Annotated in this window: 17 protein-coding genes; 13 read left to right on the forward strand and 4 right to left on the reverse strand. The window is 68.6% G+C overall.

What is annotated here, in order from left to right; translation table 11 throughout:
- Positions 1-134 precede the first annotated feature (134 nt).
- The 6 genes from ACFWY9_RS33185 (at position 135) to ACFWY9_RS33210 (ending at position 5304) form a co-directional block, all read left to right on the forward strand.
- A complete protein-coding gene (locus ACFWY9_RS33185; protein WP_378324834.1) occupies positions 135-1331 on the forward strand; it encodes a winged helix DNA-binding domain-containing protein in 1197 nt (398 codons plus the stop codon).
- 173 nt (positions 1332-1504) lie between these two features.
- Positions 1505-2509, forward strand: coding sequence for a type I glyceraldehyde-3-phosphate dehydrogenase (gene gap, locus ACFWY9_RS33190; RefSeq protein ID WP_378324835.1), 1005 nt, complete (start codon positions 1505-1507; stop codon positions 2507-2509).
- A 5-nt stretch (positions 2510-2514) separates the two neighbouring features.
- Positions 2515-3762: a phosphoglycerate kinase gene (locus ACFWY9_RS33195; RefSeq protein WP_378324836.1), complete on the forward strand. Its 1248-nt coding sequence runs from the start codon at positions 2515-2517 to the stop codon at positions 3760-3762.
- Positions 3763-4548: a triose-phosphate isomerase gene (tpiA, locus tag ACFWY9_RS33200; RefSeq protein WP_378324837.1), complete on the forward strand. Its 786-nt coding sequence runs from the start codon at positions 3763-3765 to the stop codon at positions 4546-4548.
- A 116-nt stretch (positions 4549-4664) separates the two neighbouring features.
- Entirely contained in the window at positions 4665-4895 is a 231-nt protein-coding gene (secG, locus tag ACFWY9_RS33205; protein WP_378324964.1) for a preprotein translocase subunit SecG, read from the forward strand.
- A gap of 64 nt (positions 4896-4959) precedes the next feature.
- Positions 4960-5304, forward strand: coding sequence for an RNA polymerase-binding protein RbpA (locus tag ACFWY9_RS33210; protein ID WP_345387038.1), 345 nt, complete (start codon positions 4960-4962; stop codon positions 5302-5304).
- A gap of 9 nt (positions 5305-5313) precedes the next feature.
- Here ACFWY9_RS33210 and ACFWY9_RS33215 read toward each other — a convergent pair whose 3' ends face one another.
- Complete coding sequence (locus ACFWY9_RS33215; protein ID WP_378324965.1) at positions 5314-6480, reverse strand: sensor histidine kinase; 1167 nt, start codon at positions 6478-6480, stop codon at positions 5314-5316.
- 211 nt (positions 6481-6691) lie between these two features.
- A complete protein-coding gene (locus ACFWY9_RS33220) occupies positions 6692-8170 on the reverse strand; it encodes an FAD-dependent monooxygenase (RefSeq protein ID WP_378324838.1) in 1479 nt (492 codons plus the stop codon).
- A 77-nt stretch (positions 8171-8247) separates the two neighbouring features.
- On the opposite strand from ACFWY9_RS33220, the gene ACFWY9_RS33225 reads away from it, so the two are divergent.
- The 5 genes from ACFWY9_RS33225 (at position 8248) to ACFWY9_RS33245 (ending at position 11348) form a co-directional block, all read left to right on the forward strand.
- Entirely contained in the window at positions 8248-9000 is a 753-nt protein-coding gene (locus ACFWY9_RS33225) for a TetR/AcrR family transcriptional regulator (RefSeq protein WP_378324839.1), read from the forward strand.
- Between the two features lie 111 nt (positions 9001-9111).
- Positions 9112-9309, forward strand: coding sequence for a hypothetical protein (locus ACFWY9_RS33230; protein WP_378324840.1), 198 nt, complete (start codon positions 9112-9114; stop codon positions 9307-9309).
- Entirely contained in the window at positions 9296-9856 is a 561-nt protein-coding gene (locus ACFWY9_RS33235; RefSeq protein WP_378340707.1) for a DUF6879 family protein, read from the forward strand. The genes ACFWY9_RS33230 and ACFWY9_RS33235 overlap by 14 nt, the downstream gene beginning before the upstream one ends.
- Positions 9856-10707: a helix-turn-helix domain-containing protein gene (locus tag ACFWY9_RS33240; protein WP_378340729.1), complete on the forward strand. Its 852-nt coding sequence runs from the start codon at positions 9856-9858 to the stop codon at positions 10705-10707. The genes ACFWY9_RS33235 and ACFWY9_RS33240 overlap by 1 nt, the downstream gene beginning before the upstream one ends.
- A gap of 275 nt (positions 10708-10982) precedes the next feature.
- Entirely contained in the window at positions 10983-11348 is a 366-nt protein-coding gene (locus ACFWY9_RS33245) for a hypothetical protein (RefSeq protein ID WP_378324843.1), read from the forward strand.
- Between the two features lie 12 nt (positions 11349-11360).
- Here the strand turns inward: ACFWY9_RS33245 and ACFWY9_RS33250 are convergent, their stop codons facing one another.
- Positions 11361-12158 (reverse strand): thioesterase family protein, encoded by a 798-nt coding sequence (locus ACFWY9_RS33250; RefSeq protein ID WP_378324844.1) that lies wholly within the window; start codon positions 12156-12158, stop codon positions 11361-11363.
- 61 nt (positions 12159-12219) lie between these two features.
- Positions 12220-12414: a hypothetical protein gene (locus ACFWY9_RS33255; protein ID WP_378324845.1), complete on the reverse strand. Its 195-nt coding sequence runs from the start codon at positions 12412-12414 to the stop codon at positions 12220-12222.
- 175 nt (positions 12415-12589) lie between these two features.
- Here ACFWY9_RS33255 and ACFWY9_RS33260 point away from each other — a divergent pair, with 175 nt between their 5' ends.
- Positions 12590-14287 carry a phage tail sheath family protein gene (locus ACFWY9_RS33260; RefSeq protein ID WP_378324846.1) on the forward strand — a complete coding sequence of 566 codons (1698 nt, stop codon included), beginning with the start codon at positions 12590-12592 and terminating at the stop codon, positions 14285-14287.
- Between the two features lie 20 nt (positions 14288-14307).
- On the forward strand, positions 14308-14832 hold the full coding sequence (locus tag ACFWY9_RS33265) for a phage tail protein (protein WP_378324847.1): 525 nt from the start codon (positions 14308-14310) through the stop codon (positions 14830-14832).
- Position 14833 lies beyond the last annotated feature (1 nt).

The raw sequence follows: 14833 nt of genomic DNA on the forward strand, positions 1-14833 counted from the left end.
GTGCCGTGAAGGCCTCCTTACCGGCACTGGGCGCCGGTAAGGAGGCCTTCACGGAAAAATCCACAAAGGACATTTCCCGGCTTGGGCAGGGCGAGGACGCGGAAGTTGTCGGTGGCGTCTGTTAGGAAGATCGGGTGACCCCGAAGTTCACCATCGACCAGCGCAGAGCCCGCCTCGCGGTGCGCCACCACCTCGCCGCCCCGGCAGCCACCGCCGAGGCGGCGGCCGAGGGCGTCGTCGCCTTGCACGCGACCGATCCGGCGACGGTGTACCTCTCCGCCCGCGCCCGGCTGGCGGAGCGGGGCACCGCCGTCGAGGACGTCGAGCGCGCGCTCTACACCGATCGCGGGCTGCTGCGGCTGCTCGGCATGCGGCGCACGATGTTCGTCGCGGGCCTGGAGGTCGCGGCGCTGATCCAGGCGGGCTGTACACCCGATGTGGCGGCGAAACAACGCAAGCTGCTGATCAAGCATCTCGCCGAACAGGGGCATCCGGAGAACGTCACGGACGCTGCTCGCTGGCTGGCCGAAGTCGAGCAGGCCACCGAAGCGGCCCTCGCCGCGCGCGGGCAGGCTCCCGCGCAGGTGCTCGTCGAGGACGAGCCACGGCTGCGGCAGCAGCTGATCATGGCGAAGGGCAAACCGTACGAAGCGGTCGCCAACGTCACCAGCCGGGTGCTGAACCTGCTGGGTGCCGACGGCCGGATCGTGCGCGGGCGGCCGCGCGGGAGCTGGGTCAGCACTCAGTACCACTGGGCCACCCTCGGCACCTGGCTCCCGGCCGGTCTCACGGAATGGGAGGCACCGGCGGCCCGCGCCGAACTCGCCAGACGGTGGCTGCACGCGTACGGGCCCGCGCCCGCCGAAGACCTGCGGTGGTGGACGGGCTGGACAGCGGGCCAGGTGAAACAGGCGCTCGCCAGGCTCGGCACCGTGGAGGTCGGCCTCGGCGGCGCGCCGTCGGGCACCGGCCTGGTGCTCGCGGACGACCTCGAACCGGTCGCGGAGCCTGGGCCGTGGGTGGCGCTGCTGCCCGCGCTCGATCCGACGCCGATGGGCTGGGCGGCGCGCGACTGGTACGTGGGGGAGCACCGGGCCGCGTTGTTCGACCGCAGCGGCAACATCGGGCCGACGGTCTGGTGCGACGGCCGCGTCGTCGGCGGGTGGGCGCAGCGTACGGACGGTGAGGTCCGGATCGGGCTGCTGGAGGACATCGGTGCCGAGGCGAAGGCCGCGGCCGAGGCGGAGGCGGACCGGCTCGCCGGGTGGTTCGGCGTGGTCCGGGTGGTGCCCCGGTTCCGCACTCCGCTCGAACGGGAGCTGGCGGGCTGACGTGACGACAGAGCGGACCACGCACCCCTTCTGGATCGATTCTTGACCCGTTCGCCGAGTGGTGGAAGTCTCGTCGGGGCGGCGATAGAAGCCCAGGCCAGCACGCTAGGGTGGCGCCCGAGCCCGCAAATCTTCCGGGGTGGCCCCGGTCGAGTCTCAAAGGAGTGGCAGCAGTGACCGTTCGCGTAGGTGTCAACGGCTTCGGCCGGATCGGCCGCAACTTCTTCCGCGCCGTGCAGGCGAGCGGTCACGACATCGAAGTGGTCGCGTTCAACGACCTCGGCGACGTCGCGACGATGGCCCACCTGCTGAAGTACGACTCCATCCTCGGCCGTTACCCCGAGGAGGTCACCGTCAGTGACGAGGGCATCGTCGTCGGCGGCAAGACCATCAAGGCCCTCGCCGAGCGCGACCCGGCGAACCTGCCCTGGGGCGACCTCGGCGTGGACGTCGTCGTCGAGTCGACCGGCTTCTTCACCAACGCCGACGCCGCCAAGGCGCACATCGCCGGTGGCGCCAAGAAGGTCATCATCTCCGCGCCCGCCAAGGGCGAGGACCTGACCGTGGTGCTCGGCGTCAACGACGACAAGTACGACGGCTCGCAGACCATCATCTCGAACGCCTCCTGCACCACCAACTGCCTCGGCCCGCTGGCCAAGGTCCTCAACGACGCCTTCGGCATCGAGCAGGGCCTGATGACCACGATCCACGCGTACACGCAGGACCAGAACCTGCAGGACGGCCCGCACAAGGACCTGCGCCGCGCCCGCGCCGCCGCGCTGAACGTGGTGCCCGCCTCGACCGGCGCCGCGAAGGCGATCGGCCTGGTGCTGCCGGAGCTGCTGGGCAAGCTGGACGGCTACGCGCTGCGCGTCCCGGTGCCGACCGGCTCGGCCACCGACCTCACCGTCACCCTGAAGAAGTCCGCCAGTGTCGAGGACATCAACGCTGCGTACAAGGCCGCCGCAGAGGGCCCGCTGGCCGGGATCCTGCGTTACTCGGTCGACCCGATCGTGTCGGCGGACATCGTCACCGACCCGGCGTCGTGCATCTACGACTCGCCGCTGACCAAGGTGATCGGCAACCAGGTCAAGGTCGTCGGCTGGTACGACAACGAGTGGGGCTACTCCAACCGCCTCGCGGACCTGATCAAGCTCGTCGGCTCGAAGCTCTCCTGAGCCCGATGTCCGTCAAGAACCTCGAAGACCTGCTGAGCGGCGGTGTTCAGGGCCGGTACGTCCTCGTGCGTTCCGACCTGAACGTCCCGCTCGACAGTGCCAATGGCTCGAGCCCGCAAGCGACTCTCGCGGAGACCATCACCGACGACGGCCGGGTCCGCGCCGCGCTGCCGACGATCAAGAAGCTCGCCGAGGCGGGCGCCAAGGTCGTCGTCACCGCGCATCTCGGCCGCCCGAAGGGCGAGCCGGACCCGAAGTTCTCGCTCGCCCCGGTCGCGAGGCGGCTGTCCGAGCTGCTCGGTGCCGAGGTCCCGCTCGCCGGCGACCTCGTCGGCGATTCGGCCAAGGCGCTCACCGCCGGGCTGGCCGAGGGCGGCGTCGTGCTGCTGGAGAACGTGCGGTTCGACGCGCGCGAGACCAGCAAGGACGCCGTCGACCGGTCCGAGCTGGCAGCGGAGCTCGCCGCGCTCGTGCCCGGCGGCGCGTTCGTCTCGGACGGCTTCGGCGTCGTGCACCGCAAGCAGGCCTCGGTCTACGAGATCGCCTCGGTGCTCCCGGCGTACGCGGGCGGCCTCGTGCTGGCCGAGCTGGACGTGCTGAAGAAGCTCACCGACGACCTCGCCCGGCCCTACGTCGTCGTCCTCGGCGGCGCGAAGGTGTCCGACAAGCTGGGTGTCATCGCCAACCTGCTGACCAAGGTCGACCGGCTGCTCATCGGCGGCGGCATGGCCTACACGTTCCTCAAGGCCCAGGGCCACGAGGTCGGGAAGTCGCTGCTGCAGGAAGACCAGCTGGACCAGGTCAAGGGCTTCCTCGCCGAGGCGGAGAAGCGCGGTGTCGAGCTGGTGCTCCCGGTCGACGTGCTGGCGGCCACCGAGTTCGCGGCGGACGCCGCGTACGACGTCGTGGACGCGGCCGCGATCCCGGCGGACCGGCAGGGCCTCGACATCGGCCCGCGCAGCCGCGAGCTGTTCGCGAGCAAGCTGGCCGACGCGGCGACGGTGTTCTGGAACGGCCCGATGGGCGTGTTCGAGTTCGAGGCGTTCGCCGGCGGCACCCGTGCCGTCGCCGAGGCGCTCGTCGCCAGCGAGGCGTTCACGGTGGTCGGCGGCGGCGACTCGGCCGCGGCCGTCCGGCAGCTCGGCCTGCCCGAGGACGGGTTCTCGCACATTTCGACCGGTGGCGGTGCGTCGCTGGAGTACCTCGAGGGCAAGGAACTGCCCGGGGTCGTCGCCCTGGAGGAGAAGAACTAAGTGGCACGCAAGGTCCTCATCGCCGGCAACTGGAAGATGAATCTGAACCACCTCGAGGCCATCGCCCTGGTGCAGAAGATCGCCTTCGCGCTGCCGGAGAAGTACTACGCGAAGGTCGACGTCACGCTCCTTCCGCCGTTCACCGACATCCGCAGCGTGCAGACCGTGACCGACGGCGAGAAGCTGTCGTTCACCTACGGCGCGCAGGATCTGTCGCCGCACGATTCCGGTGCCTACACCGGGGACGTGTCGGGGCCGATGCTCGCCAAGCTGGGCTGCAGCTACGTCGTCGTCGGGCACTCGGAGCGGCGCGAGTACCACGCCGAGACCGACGAACTGGTGAACAAGAAGGTCAAGGCCGCGCTCAAGCACGGGATCACGCCGATCCTCTGCGTGGGCGAGAGGCTCGAGGTCCGCGAGGCGGGCGAGCACATCGCGCACACCACCACGCAGCTGATCGAGGGGCTCAAGGGGCTCAAGACCGAGCAGGTCGCGAACGTGGTCGTCGCGTACGAGCCGGTCTGGGCGATCGGCACCGGCAAGGTCGCCACCCCGGCGGACGCGGAGGAGGTCTGCAAGGCCATCCGCGAGACGCTGCGGGAGAAGTACGGCGACGAGATCGCGGCCGGTGTCCGGGTGCTCTACGGCGGTTCGGCGAAGGCGAACAACGTCAGCGACCTGGTGGCCTGCGAGAACGTGGACGGCGCGCTGGTCGGTGGCGCGAGCCTGGACGGGGACGAGTTCACCAAACTCTGCGCACTCGCTGCGGGCGGGCCGCTGCCCTGATCGTGGCCACGACCGGGTAACCTGTGTATCCGGTCCGTCACAGCACTGGACGAGTCCAGGGGTACGGTGGATCCTGCGCCGTGCCCCTGCATTCTCCGATGAGCACAGAGGATGACATGAAGCTGTTCCTGCAAATTCTGTTGATCGTCTCCAGCGTGCTGCTGGTCGTGGCCGTGCTGCTGCACCGCGGTCGAGGTGGCGGTCTGTCGTCGCTGTTCGGCGGGGGCATGCAGTCCAGCCTCGCGGGCTCGAGCGTGGCCGAGAAGAACCTCGACCGCATCACCGTACTGCTCGGTTCCGTGTGGCTGATCAGCATCGTGGGCCTCGGCCTGCTGCTCAAGGTCTGATCGACGCTGAGTGACTCGGCGTGCCCGTGGGGGGCGCGCCGCCGACTCCTAGGTGTGAGGATTCATGGTTGGCGGTAATGCGATTCGGGGCACTCGGGTGGGTGCCGGTCCTTCGGGCGAATCGGAGCGGGGTGAATCGGCGCCGCGGCGGCGCATCTCGTACTGGTGCGCCAACGGACACGAGGCTCGCCCCTCGTTCTCGATGGACGCCGAGATTCCCGACGAGTGGGACTGCCCCCGCTGCGGTCTCCCCGGCGGGCAGGACGAGAAGAACCCGCCCGCGGCGCCTCGGACCGAGCCCTACAAGACTCACCTGGCGTACGTGAAGGAGCGGCGCAGCGACGCCGACGGCGAGGCCATCCTCGCCGAGGCGCTGGAGCGTCTGCGCCAGCGCCGGGAGCTCATCTGAGACTTCTCCTCACCGGTCGAGCGGGTACCGGGCACGCACCCGGAACCCGCCGTCCTCGGTGTCGGACGTCTCGAAGCTGCCACCCAGCAGCCGAGCGCGCTCAGCCAGTCCGGTGAGCCCGTGCCCTCCCGAGGGCAGGGCGGCACCGGGCTGTTGGGCGCGTTCGTTTTTGACCTCCACCTTGAGCGCGCCGTGCTCGCCGTGGATGCGGATGGTCGCGGTCGCGCCGGGCGCGTGCTTGTAGACGTTCGTGAGGCATTCCTGCACCGTGCGGTAGGCCGCGGCGGACACCTGGTTCGGCAGGAACTCCGGCAGCTGCTCGACGGTGAGGTGCACCGGGACGTCGGTGGCGCGGATCAGCCGGTCCAGCTCGTTGATGCCCGGCTGCGGCCCGTCGTCGTCCGATCCGGAACGCAGCACGCTGACCAGCGAGCGCAGCTCCTCCAGGGTGCGGGTGCTCAGCTGGCGGATGACCTGCGCGGTCTCCAGCGAGCGGGTGTCGGTGGTCTGCGCCTGCAGCGCACCGGCCTGCATCGCGATGAGGGTGATCTGGTGCGAGACGACGTCGTGCATCTCGCGCGCCAGCCGGGCGCGTTCCTCGGCGCGGACGGCGTCGGCGTGGAACCGGCGCTCGCGGTCGCGGCTCGTGGCCAGTTCCGCGAGCTTGTTCGAGATCTCGGCCCGCGCCCCGATGAGCATGCCGATCGCGATCGGCATACCGGCGACGAGGACGCCGTAGATCCCGTCGAGGATGTGCTCACGCCAGCTGAGCTTGGCGAAGTCCTCCAGCGGCCACTGCACGAAGCGGCAGGTGAACACCAGCGCCGCGCCGACCCACGTCTGCCAGTGTGACTGCCTGCGCGTCGCGAGCATCCCGAGGTTGATCATCGCGGCGAGCTGCGACCAGCCGGCGAGGAAACCGGGCACGGTGGCGAGCGTGGCGAGGAAGGGGAACTTGCGGCGGAACACGACCGCGAGGCACGCGGCCGCCGAGAGATAGGTGGAGTACGGCTGGGCCTTGCCGGGGACCACCAGCCACACGTCGAGCACGGCCAGCAGCACCAGTGCCGCGTCGAAGCCGAGCGTCATCATCACCGGTCGTCGCATCGAGGCGAACAGCCCGGTCAGGGCCCGTCGCCTGACCCGATCGGCGGCCCCCGCGCCGGGGCTGCCCATCGAGATACCTGGAATCGAGAGTCCCTCTGTGCTCATCGGGCGACCTCACTCGTCTTGTGGACTTGATGATGAGAGGTGCTCGAGCCCCGAACGGGACGCGCAACTACGAACAAATGTGCGGATGCTAACGAGAAGGCGTATTAAGACGGTAAGTTTCACCCGTAAACCGGGTGTAGCTGTCCGGATTCCGTAGTCGGTTGCTCCGTTCGGCTCAGTCTTCGCTGGTGCGCTGCCGTGAATCGCCGATCCACGTCCGCAGCGCGGTTTCCCGGGTGGCGTCGTCCGGTTGGCCGGGAGCCGCGGCCCAGGCGACGATTCCGTCCGGCCGGACCAGCGCCGCGGCGAGATCGTTTCTCCCGGTCGACGTCACGGCAACGGATTCAAAACCCGTCCACGGTGAGGCCGGGGCCGGGTGGAGCATGATCGGTCCACCCTCGTGCGTCAGGTCGTACAGCCGGGTGGTGCCGCCGTCCGGCAGGGACAGTTCGAGGTCGGGGCAGGGCCTGCCGGTCAGCGGATGCGTCGCCGGGTAGGGGAAGTCGTGCCGCAGCCCGAGCCCGGACAGCATGCGGCCGAAATAGCGGTTCACCTCGGGAATGTCCATCAAATCCGCGACAATGTCGCGCAGCGCGTCGCTGTGCGGCCCCGGCCGTAGCAACGCCGACTGGGCGCGCGTGTTGTGCAGGACCTCGGCGCCGGCCGGATGACGTTCGTGGTGGTAGCTGTCGAGCAGCCCGGCGGGTGCCGTGCCCGCCACCGTCGCGGCGAGTTTCCAGCCGAGGTTGACCGCGTCCAGCAGGCCGAGGTTCAGCCCCTGCCCGCCGCTCGGCGAATGAACGTGTGCCGCGTCCCCCGCCAGCAGGACCCGGCCGAGGCGGTAGGAGCCGGCCTGCCTGGCCTGGTCGGTGAACCGCAACCCCGCGCCCACCTCGGTGATGGTCACGTCGGCCCCGGACACCCGCCGGACGCTGGCTTCGAGTTCCTCGGCGCTGATCGGGCCCCGTCGCCGTTCGGTGTCCTCGAAATCGAACGTGGCCACCATGCCACCGCCGTAGAAGAGCGTGCCGCGGTCGTTCCGGCCGGGCGGCGGCAGAGCGGAGGTGTCCTCGATCCGCGCCGCGGCCCGCCGGACGGTCATGATGGGTGCCGTGCCGGGGAAGTCGAACGGGACGAGTTCGCGGACCGTGCTCCGCCCGCCGTCGCAGCCGGCCAGATAGGACGAGCGGAGCTGCAGGTCGCCCCGCGAGGTCGTCACGGTCACCGTCACCCCGGCCTCGTCCTGGCCGAGATCGGTGACCTGGTGGCCGTACCGGATCGGCACGCCGAGGCCGGTCGCGTACGAGACCAGGATCTTCTCGAGCTCGGGCTGCCAGATCAGCGTCCGCTCCCGGCCGGGCTCGTCCTGCAGGGCAGGGTCGATCTTGTGGATCGACGCGAAGTGGCCGTTGTCGCTGCCGTGGTCGCGGGCGAAGTCGGCGCGGCCCTGCGCGTCGTGCCGGGCGATCTCCTCGCCGAGCCCGCGACGTCGAAGCGCCTCGGTGGCCAGCGGCCCGATGCCACGTGCCCGTTTCTCGTCGTTCAGCCCGTGCCGGGCTTCCAGCACGACGGGCTGAGCACCCGCGAGTTTCAGTTCGGCCGCCAGCAGCAGGCCGACCGGGCCCGCACCCACCACGATCACGTCGTTGTCCATGAGATCCCCCTTCGACCGAAAACCCGGGCACAGTGTGCGCAGTTTCGAACGGTAGCATACTGCGCACACTGTTCCCAGTGACTGACGAGGAGGTCCGGGTGACGGGCACTGGCGGCGACGACGTGATCTGGCTGCGCTCGGGCCGGGCGTCTCGCGGTCCCCGGCCCGCCCACAGCCTCGCCGACATCGCCGAGACCGGTGTGCGGGTCGCCGACGCGGACGGGCTCGACGCGGTGTCGATGCGGCGGATCGCGGCGGAACTCGGCAGCGGCACGACCTCGCTGTACCGCTACGTGTCGTCGAAGGACGACATCCTCGACCTGATGTACGACGCCGTGCTCGGCGAGGAAGAACTGCCGCCCCCGCGCGGATACTGGCCGGACGATCTCGCCGCGATCGCGCACCGGATGCGGGGCCTGATGATCCGGCACCCGTGGATGACCGCGCTCGCGGGCCGGCCGTCGGTCGGCCCGAACGGGCTCTACGCCACGGAGCGCGCGCTACGCGCGGTGGACGGTCTCGGGCTGGGTATCGACGAGATGGTCGTGCTCATCGAGGCACTCGAGGCGTACGTGCTGGGCTACGTGACCCGGGAACTGGCCGATCGCGCCGCCACCCGGCGCTCCGGCCGTGACTGGGACCAGTGGATGGCCGCGCACGCGAGGTACGGCCGGACGATCATCGACGGCGGCCGGTTTCCGTTGGTGGCGCGGGCTTGGCTGGACGCGCGGGAGCCGCATGCCAGGGATCGTCAGGAACGCGGGTTCCGGCACGGCCTGGAGCGGCTTCTGGACGGAATCGGCGCCCGCATCCGTGCGGCCAGGGGCTAGCGGTTTTGGCCGGTGGCCCGTTCGGGTCACCTTCATGCACGGGCGCGACTAGCGACCATTCTTGTCACCCTCCGTCGATACCCTATGACCCATCGAGACCGAGGAGGGGTTATGGAGCGTCCGGTAACACTGACCAGGATCGCCGGAACCTGCGAGGATGGCGAGGTCTGTCCGACCGTGTACCTGACCGACCGGAGGACGATCGCCGTGCAGGGCTACCTGCTGCCGGGCAAGGACGTCTCGGCGGGTGAGGCGATCGTCGAGATTCCGCTACCCCTGCTGCTGGAGGCGGCCCGTGTATCAGGTTGAGGGCACGCATGACGTCGGCGGAAACTGGCTGTCGGCGGACGAATACCGGGATCGTATGACCGAGTTCAAGTCCGTGTCGTTTCGTTTCCAGGCGCTCCAGGTCTACGGAGTTCCCTGGGAACAGGGGCCGTTCCGCGAGTTCATGCGGTCCGGGATCCGGCATGTCGATCCGGGAGATCCTCGGCTGGCGCGGCTGAAGGAGCGGCTCGAGGGCGGCAGGCGCGTGGAGCGGGTGCAGGTTGTCCGGCCGCCGGTCAGTGACTACCTTCGCTTCGCCTTCACGTTCTTCCACCACTCCGCGCTGGTGGGGGAGGACCTCCGGATTCTCGACTCTTCGAGAGTGGACACCGCGGATCTGCCGGACTACGACTTCGTGCTGCTCGACGGGAACGCCGTGATCAGGCTGCATTACTCACCCGAAGACGGGAGCGTTGTGGGACGGGAACTGCTCCCGGAAGCCGATCTCGAGGAGTATCGGTCCTACCGCGAATACTCGCGCCGGTGTTCCGTGCCATTCTTGGAGTACGAGGACGCGGCTTCGTACTGATGCTGGAGCCCAGTGACGCCGGACAGGAACGACGCAACCTGGCGGACGTTCTTCGGGAACTCCGGCTCGCCGCCGGGTTGTCTGGTGAAAGGCTCGCGGCCAAGACACATATGAGCCAATCGAAGATCTCCCGGATCGAGACCGGCAAGATCCTTCCTGCCGTCACCGACGTCGATCGGGTTCTGCGTGCGCTGGCGGTTCCGCCCGAGCAGGCGGAGCAACTGCTGAGGCTGGCGAGCGCCGCCAACGTCGATTTTATGAGCAGACGGCAGGTCCGGCGGATCGGGATCGACCACACTCAGCGCACGCTGAGGGCGTTGATCGAGCAGGCGACGACCGTCCGCTACTTCCTTCCAGCCAGCCTGCCCAGCTTCCTGCAGACCGAGTCCTATATCCGCAGCAATCTCGAGAATCCGCTCAAGAAGACGACCGCCGCTCAGCGTGAGATGCTCGTCGCCGTAAAGCTGGACCGGCGGAAGCTTGTCGAACGAAACGATACCGCGTTCGTTCTCGTCCTCACTGAGGATGCCATCCGGTTTCCCATGGTGAACCCTGCGCTGATGGTTGAGCAGATCGACGTGCTGATCGAGATGTCCCGGTTGCCGTCGGTGCGTCTCGGAATCATTCCCGCTGCGACACAGCTGCAAAAGTCGCCGCTGAACACCTTCGTCGTCTACGACGAGCGGCTGGTGACGATGGAAACGTTCGCGGGGACGATCGCGCTCCGGGATCCGTCCCATGTGGAGGATCATCGAGAACTGTTCGAGTACTTCGCCGACCATGCGGTGTTCGAGTGCGAGATGCGAGCCTTGCTGGCGGAGATAGCCGTCGAGTTCCGGGAGAAGTCCTGACTCGTTCGGAGTACTACAGCCGCAGGAATTCACGTCGGCACGCGGGTAACCGCGATCTGTGCTTGTCGACCCGAATTCTGCCTCCTGGCGTGAATCGCATGGAGATCAAGGAAATTCTGGAAGGTAGCCATGCGCGAGGCTGGCCGACGGTGCATGTGTCCGAGCGTGGAACGCTGATCTTCCAGGGCCCCGAGATTCGTTGTGCTGCCGGGTTGAAACTGGGGCTGGGGGAGCGAGCGGTCGAACTTCCGCCGAGCTCGTCAGGGAGGCGATTCGTGCCTTCGACAGCTGACGAAAGCGTCGCGTTCGAACCTCGCGTAGTCACGAGACAGTACACCTATCGCAACGGCAGGAATGACGTTGTCTACCTGACGCCGTATCCGGTCGAGGGGCCGGTATGTGTGCGGGACAACACCGGGACACGGGTGTGGATGTTCATGTACGCGCACTTCGTCTTCTGCTGGGCGGAGGACGCCTCGCGCGTGCACATCAGCCACGGCAGTCTTGCCGGGGCGAAGATGCCACTGTGGACGGATGTCGAGATCTCCGGCCGCTGGTCCGGGCAGGTGCTCGCCGGGTTCGCGCGTGCGTGGACGGCGGGGCACCTGGCCCGGTTCCATGGGCGTCGGCCCGAGGAGTAGAAGCGGGACAGATCAGGACTCCAGGGGCCGGACGGTGAGGATCTGCTCCGCGCGGCCGACCGGTCCCCGCTCGTCGTGCAGCACCGTGCTGGTGACGCCCTGGCCGTGACCGCCGAAGACGACACTGGTGTCGAGCCCGGTCCACCGGCCTTCGGGCAGGCGGTGCAGGTGGATCGACAGGTCGACGTTGGGGAACAGCCACTTGGTCGGCTCCTGCCGCACCGCGATGCCGTTGGCCGTGTCGACGAGCGCGACGTACGAGGCCGTCGGGCTCGGCTGCTCGCCCGCGACGAGGTCGATCGGGGTAGAGACCCAGGCGGTGGTCCGTCCCGGCTGGGGCGCGCCGGTCGTGCGGACGTCCAGTGACGCGATGTACCCGCCGGGCCACAGGTCGCTCATCGCCCAGGGAGCCAGCGACTCGGGCGGTGGCAGCGGCGCGGGTTCACCGCCGGCGACGATGCCGGTTTCCTGCGGGGCCAGAAGCCACACGCGCGCGCTGACCACGGGACGTCCCGCGATGACCACGGTGGCCTCGGTCAGTTCGATGGTGCGGCCCGGCCGGGGCGTGGACACGTGGATTTCGAACTCGTCGAGCGCGATACGGCCGAGGATGTCGAAGCCGATGCGGCTGATCAGCAGGCTGGGCCGCTGTTCACGGGCGCGGACGCGTTCGATCTCGTGGACGATCAGGCCGCCCAGCGGACTGAAGTGCTGCTCGTCGTCCCGCCAGGCCCCGCCCGCGTGGGCGGTGGGGGCGAAGCGGTGCGTGTCCAGCCGTTCGAAATAGCTGGGCTCGGGGTGGTGGGTCAACGGTGGATCTTTCCTCGCTTGTGACGGATGCGTCCTCAGCGTTTCACAGCGGCGAAACCGCTTACCCGGCGACGTCCCCGATCCAGCCGCGTACCAGCTCGACGAGTTCGTCCGCGGTACTCGCGACCGCGCTCTTCGGTGCGCCGTAAGGGAGTTCGCCGACCCCGACGAGCCGGGCGCGGAACCCGCCGCCGGCCTCGGTCCACAGCCGGATCACGAGGACGGCCGCTCGCTCGCTGTCGGCTGGTTCGTCCACCGGGCCTCCTCCGGACGGCATCGGCGGAGTGTGCCCGTCGTGATGTCACCGCCGCGTCACGCGGATAACGGATGGGCGACGCGCGCGGGTGGTGACGCCACGGTGACGCACCACCCGGAAGGTGAGCGGGCACAAGGGCCTTTGCGAAGACGGCCTTGCGAAGGGAGCCATGGCCATGCCCATCAGTCCTACCTTTCCGGGCGTCTACATCGACGAACTGCCGAGCGCGGTACGCACCATCATCGGGGTGCCGACGTCGGTCGCGGCGTTCATCGGCACCGCGCCACGGGGAGCCACCGACCGGCCCGTGCACATCACCAGCTGGGCCGACTACGAGGCCGAGTTCGGCGGGCTGGACAAGACCAGCGACATGAGCCACGCGGTCTACCAGTTCTATCTCAACGGCGGCAGCGAGGCGGAGATCGTCCGCATCGTCCGCGACCACAACACCGAGGACGAAGACAAGCAGAACCCCGCTCCGAAAAAAGCGGTCAAGGCCAAGGTCGAGCTGAAGAACAAGGCGGGCGACGCCAAGGTCACCCTGCACGCGGCCAGTGAAGGCCAGTGGGCCAAGGACAACCTCCGCGTCCGGGTCGACTACGACACCTTCGTCAAACCGGCCGAGGGCGGAACCCGGACCACCTACAACCTGACCATCCGGGACAAGACCACCGGGATCACCGAGCGCTACCTCAACGTCAACGTGGACCCGACCGATCCGGACGGCCTGGTCAAGGTCCTCGCGTCCTCGCGTCTCGTCAGCACGGTCGAAGAGGACATCGCAGGGCAGACCGTGCTGCCGAACGAACACGTTCCGGAAGGCAAGCTGGACGAGCAGAAGAAGCCGATCGGTCCCGCGGTCGGGGCCGACCCCTTCCGGGACGACACCAAGGGCAGCGCCGCCCTGGAGAAGGCCTGGTACACCGAGGCGGTCGAGGGCGCCGACGGCGACGCGCCCGGGGTGGACAACTACCTCGGCGGCAAGACCGGGGAACGGGACAAGAAGGGCCTGTACCAGCTGCTCAAGGCCGACATCGTCAACATCATCTGCCTGCCCGGCGACCTCGGCCAGGTCGGCAAGCCGATCAGCATCGTTCCCGACGCGGCGGCTTACGCGGTCAAGCACCGGTCGATGCTCCTGCTCGACCCGCCGACGAGCTGGGGGACGGTGGAGCAGGCCGCGACGGGCGCTCGCGCCGGGTTGCCGGTGACCGGTGACCTGGCCAAGAACGCGGCCGTCTACTTCCCGCGGATCAAGCTGGCCGATCCGAGCCAGAAGAACGCCATCCGCGAGTTCCCGCCGTGCGGCGTGATGGCCGGGGTCTGGGCCCGCACCGACGTCCAGCGCGGCGTGTGGAAGGCACCCGCGGGGACCGACGCGTCGCTCAACGGCGTCACGTCGCTGGCCGTGACGATGACCGACCCGGAGAACGGGCGGCTCAACCCGCTCGGCGTGAACTGCCTGCGGCAGCTGCCGGTGTTCGGCCACGTCGCCTGGGGCGCGCGCACCACCAAGGGCGCCGACCTCGCCGCGGACCAGTGGAAGTACCTGCCGGTCCGGCGGCTCGCGCTGTTCCTCGAAGAGAGTCTCTACCGCGGCACGCAGTGGGTCGTCTTCGAACCGAACGACGAACCGTTGTGGGCGTCGATCCGGCTCAACGTCGGGGCGTTCATGAACAACCTGTTCCGCCAGGGCGCTTTCCAGGGCCGCACCCCGCAGGAGGCGTACAAGGTCACCTGCGACAGCACGAACAATCCGCAGAACACGATCGATCAGGGCATCGTCAACATCCAGGTCGGTTTCGCGCCGCTCAAGCCCGCCGAGTTCGTGATCATCCACATCCAGCAACTCGCCGGCCAGATCCAGGTCTAGGGCCAGGGAGGAAAACAGTCATGGCCGACAGCAAGACGAAGCGGCGCGACCCGTACAAGAACTTCCGTTTCCGCGTGAAGTTCTCCGGGGGCACCGAGTACATCGCGGGCGTGAGCAAGGTGACCGGTTTCAAGCGCAGCACCGAGGTGGTCAAGCACCGCGACGGCGGCGCACCGGGCACCAGCGTCAAACTGCCGGGGCGCACCGAGTACGACGCGATCACGCTCGAACGCGGGGTGACCAACGACAAGGTGTTCGAGCAGTGGGCGAACCGGGTGTGGAGCTTCACGAACGCCTCGGGCGGGCTGGAGACCTCGCTCAAGGACTTCCGCCGCGACCTGCTCGTCGACGTGTTCAACGAGGCGGGGCAGAAGGTGCTGTCCTATCAGGTCTTCAACTGCTGGGTCTCGGAGTACCAGCCGGTGTCCGATTTGGACGCCAACGCGAACGCCGTCGCCATCCAGCATATCAAGCTGGAGAACGAGGGCTGGGTCCGTGAGGATCTGCCGGAACCGCCCGAAGTCGGCTTCGAAGACCCCGCCTGAC

The sequence above is a fragment of the Amycolatopsis sp. NPDC059027 genome (assembly GCF_042739735.1).
In the GTDB taxonomy this organism is placed as follows: Bacteria; Actinomycetota; Actinomycetes; order Mycobacteriales; family Pseudonocardiaceae; genus Amycolatopsis.

What these genes read in the sequence shown, in the direction of transcription:
- ACFWY9_RS33195 (WP_378324836.1), top strand. Translation starts at nt 2,515, where the DNA reads ATGTCCGTCAAGAACCTCGAAGACCTGCTGAGCGGCGGTGTTCAGGGC.
- secG (WP_378324964.1), top strand. Translation starts at nt 4,665, where the DNA reads ATGAAGCTGTTCCTGCAAATTCTGTTGATCGTCTCCAGCGTGCTGCTG.
- ACFWY9_RS33210 (WP_345387038.1), top strand. Translation starts at nt 4,960, where the DNA reads ATGGTTGGCGGTAATGCGATTCGGGGCACTCGGGTGGGTGCCGGTCCT.
- ACFWY9_RS33215 (WP_378324965.1), bottom strand. Translation starts at nt 6,480, where the DNA reads ATGGGCAGCCCCGGCGCGGGGGCCGCCGATCGGGTCAGGCGACGGGCC.
- ACFWY9_RS33220 (WP_378324838.1), bottom strand. Translation starts at nt 8,170, where the DNA reads ATGGACAACGACGTGATCGTGGTGGGTGCGGGCCCGGTCGGCCTGCTG.
- ACFWY9_RS33230 (WP_378324840.1), top strand. Translation starts at nt 9,112, where the DNA reads ATGGAGCGTCCGGTAACACTGACCAGGATCGCCGGAACCTGCGAGGAT.
- ACFWY9_RS33240 (WP_378340729.1), top strand. Translation starts at nt 9,856, where the DNA reads ATGCTGGAGCCCAGTGACGCCGGACAGGAACGACGCAACCTGGCGGAC.
- ACFWY9_RS33260 (WP_378324846.1), top strand. Translation starts at nt 12,590, where the DNA reads ATGCCCATCAGTCCTACCTTTCCGGGCGTCTACATCGACGAACTGCCG.
- ACFWY9_RS33265 (WP_378324847.1), top strand. Translation starts at nt 14,308, where the DNA reads ATGGCCGACAGCAAGACGAAGCGGCGCGACCCGTACAAGAACTTCCGT.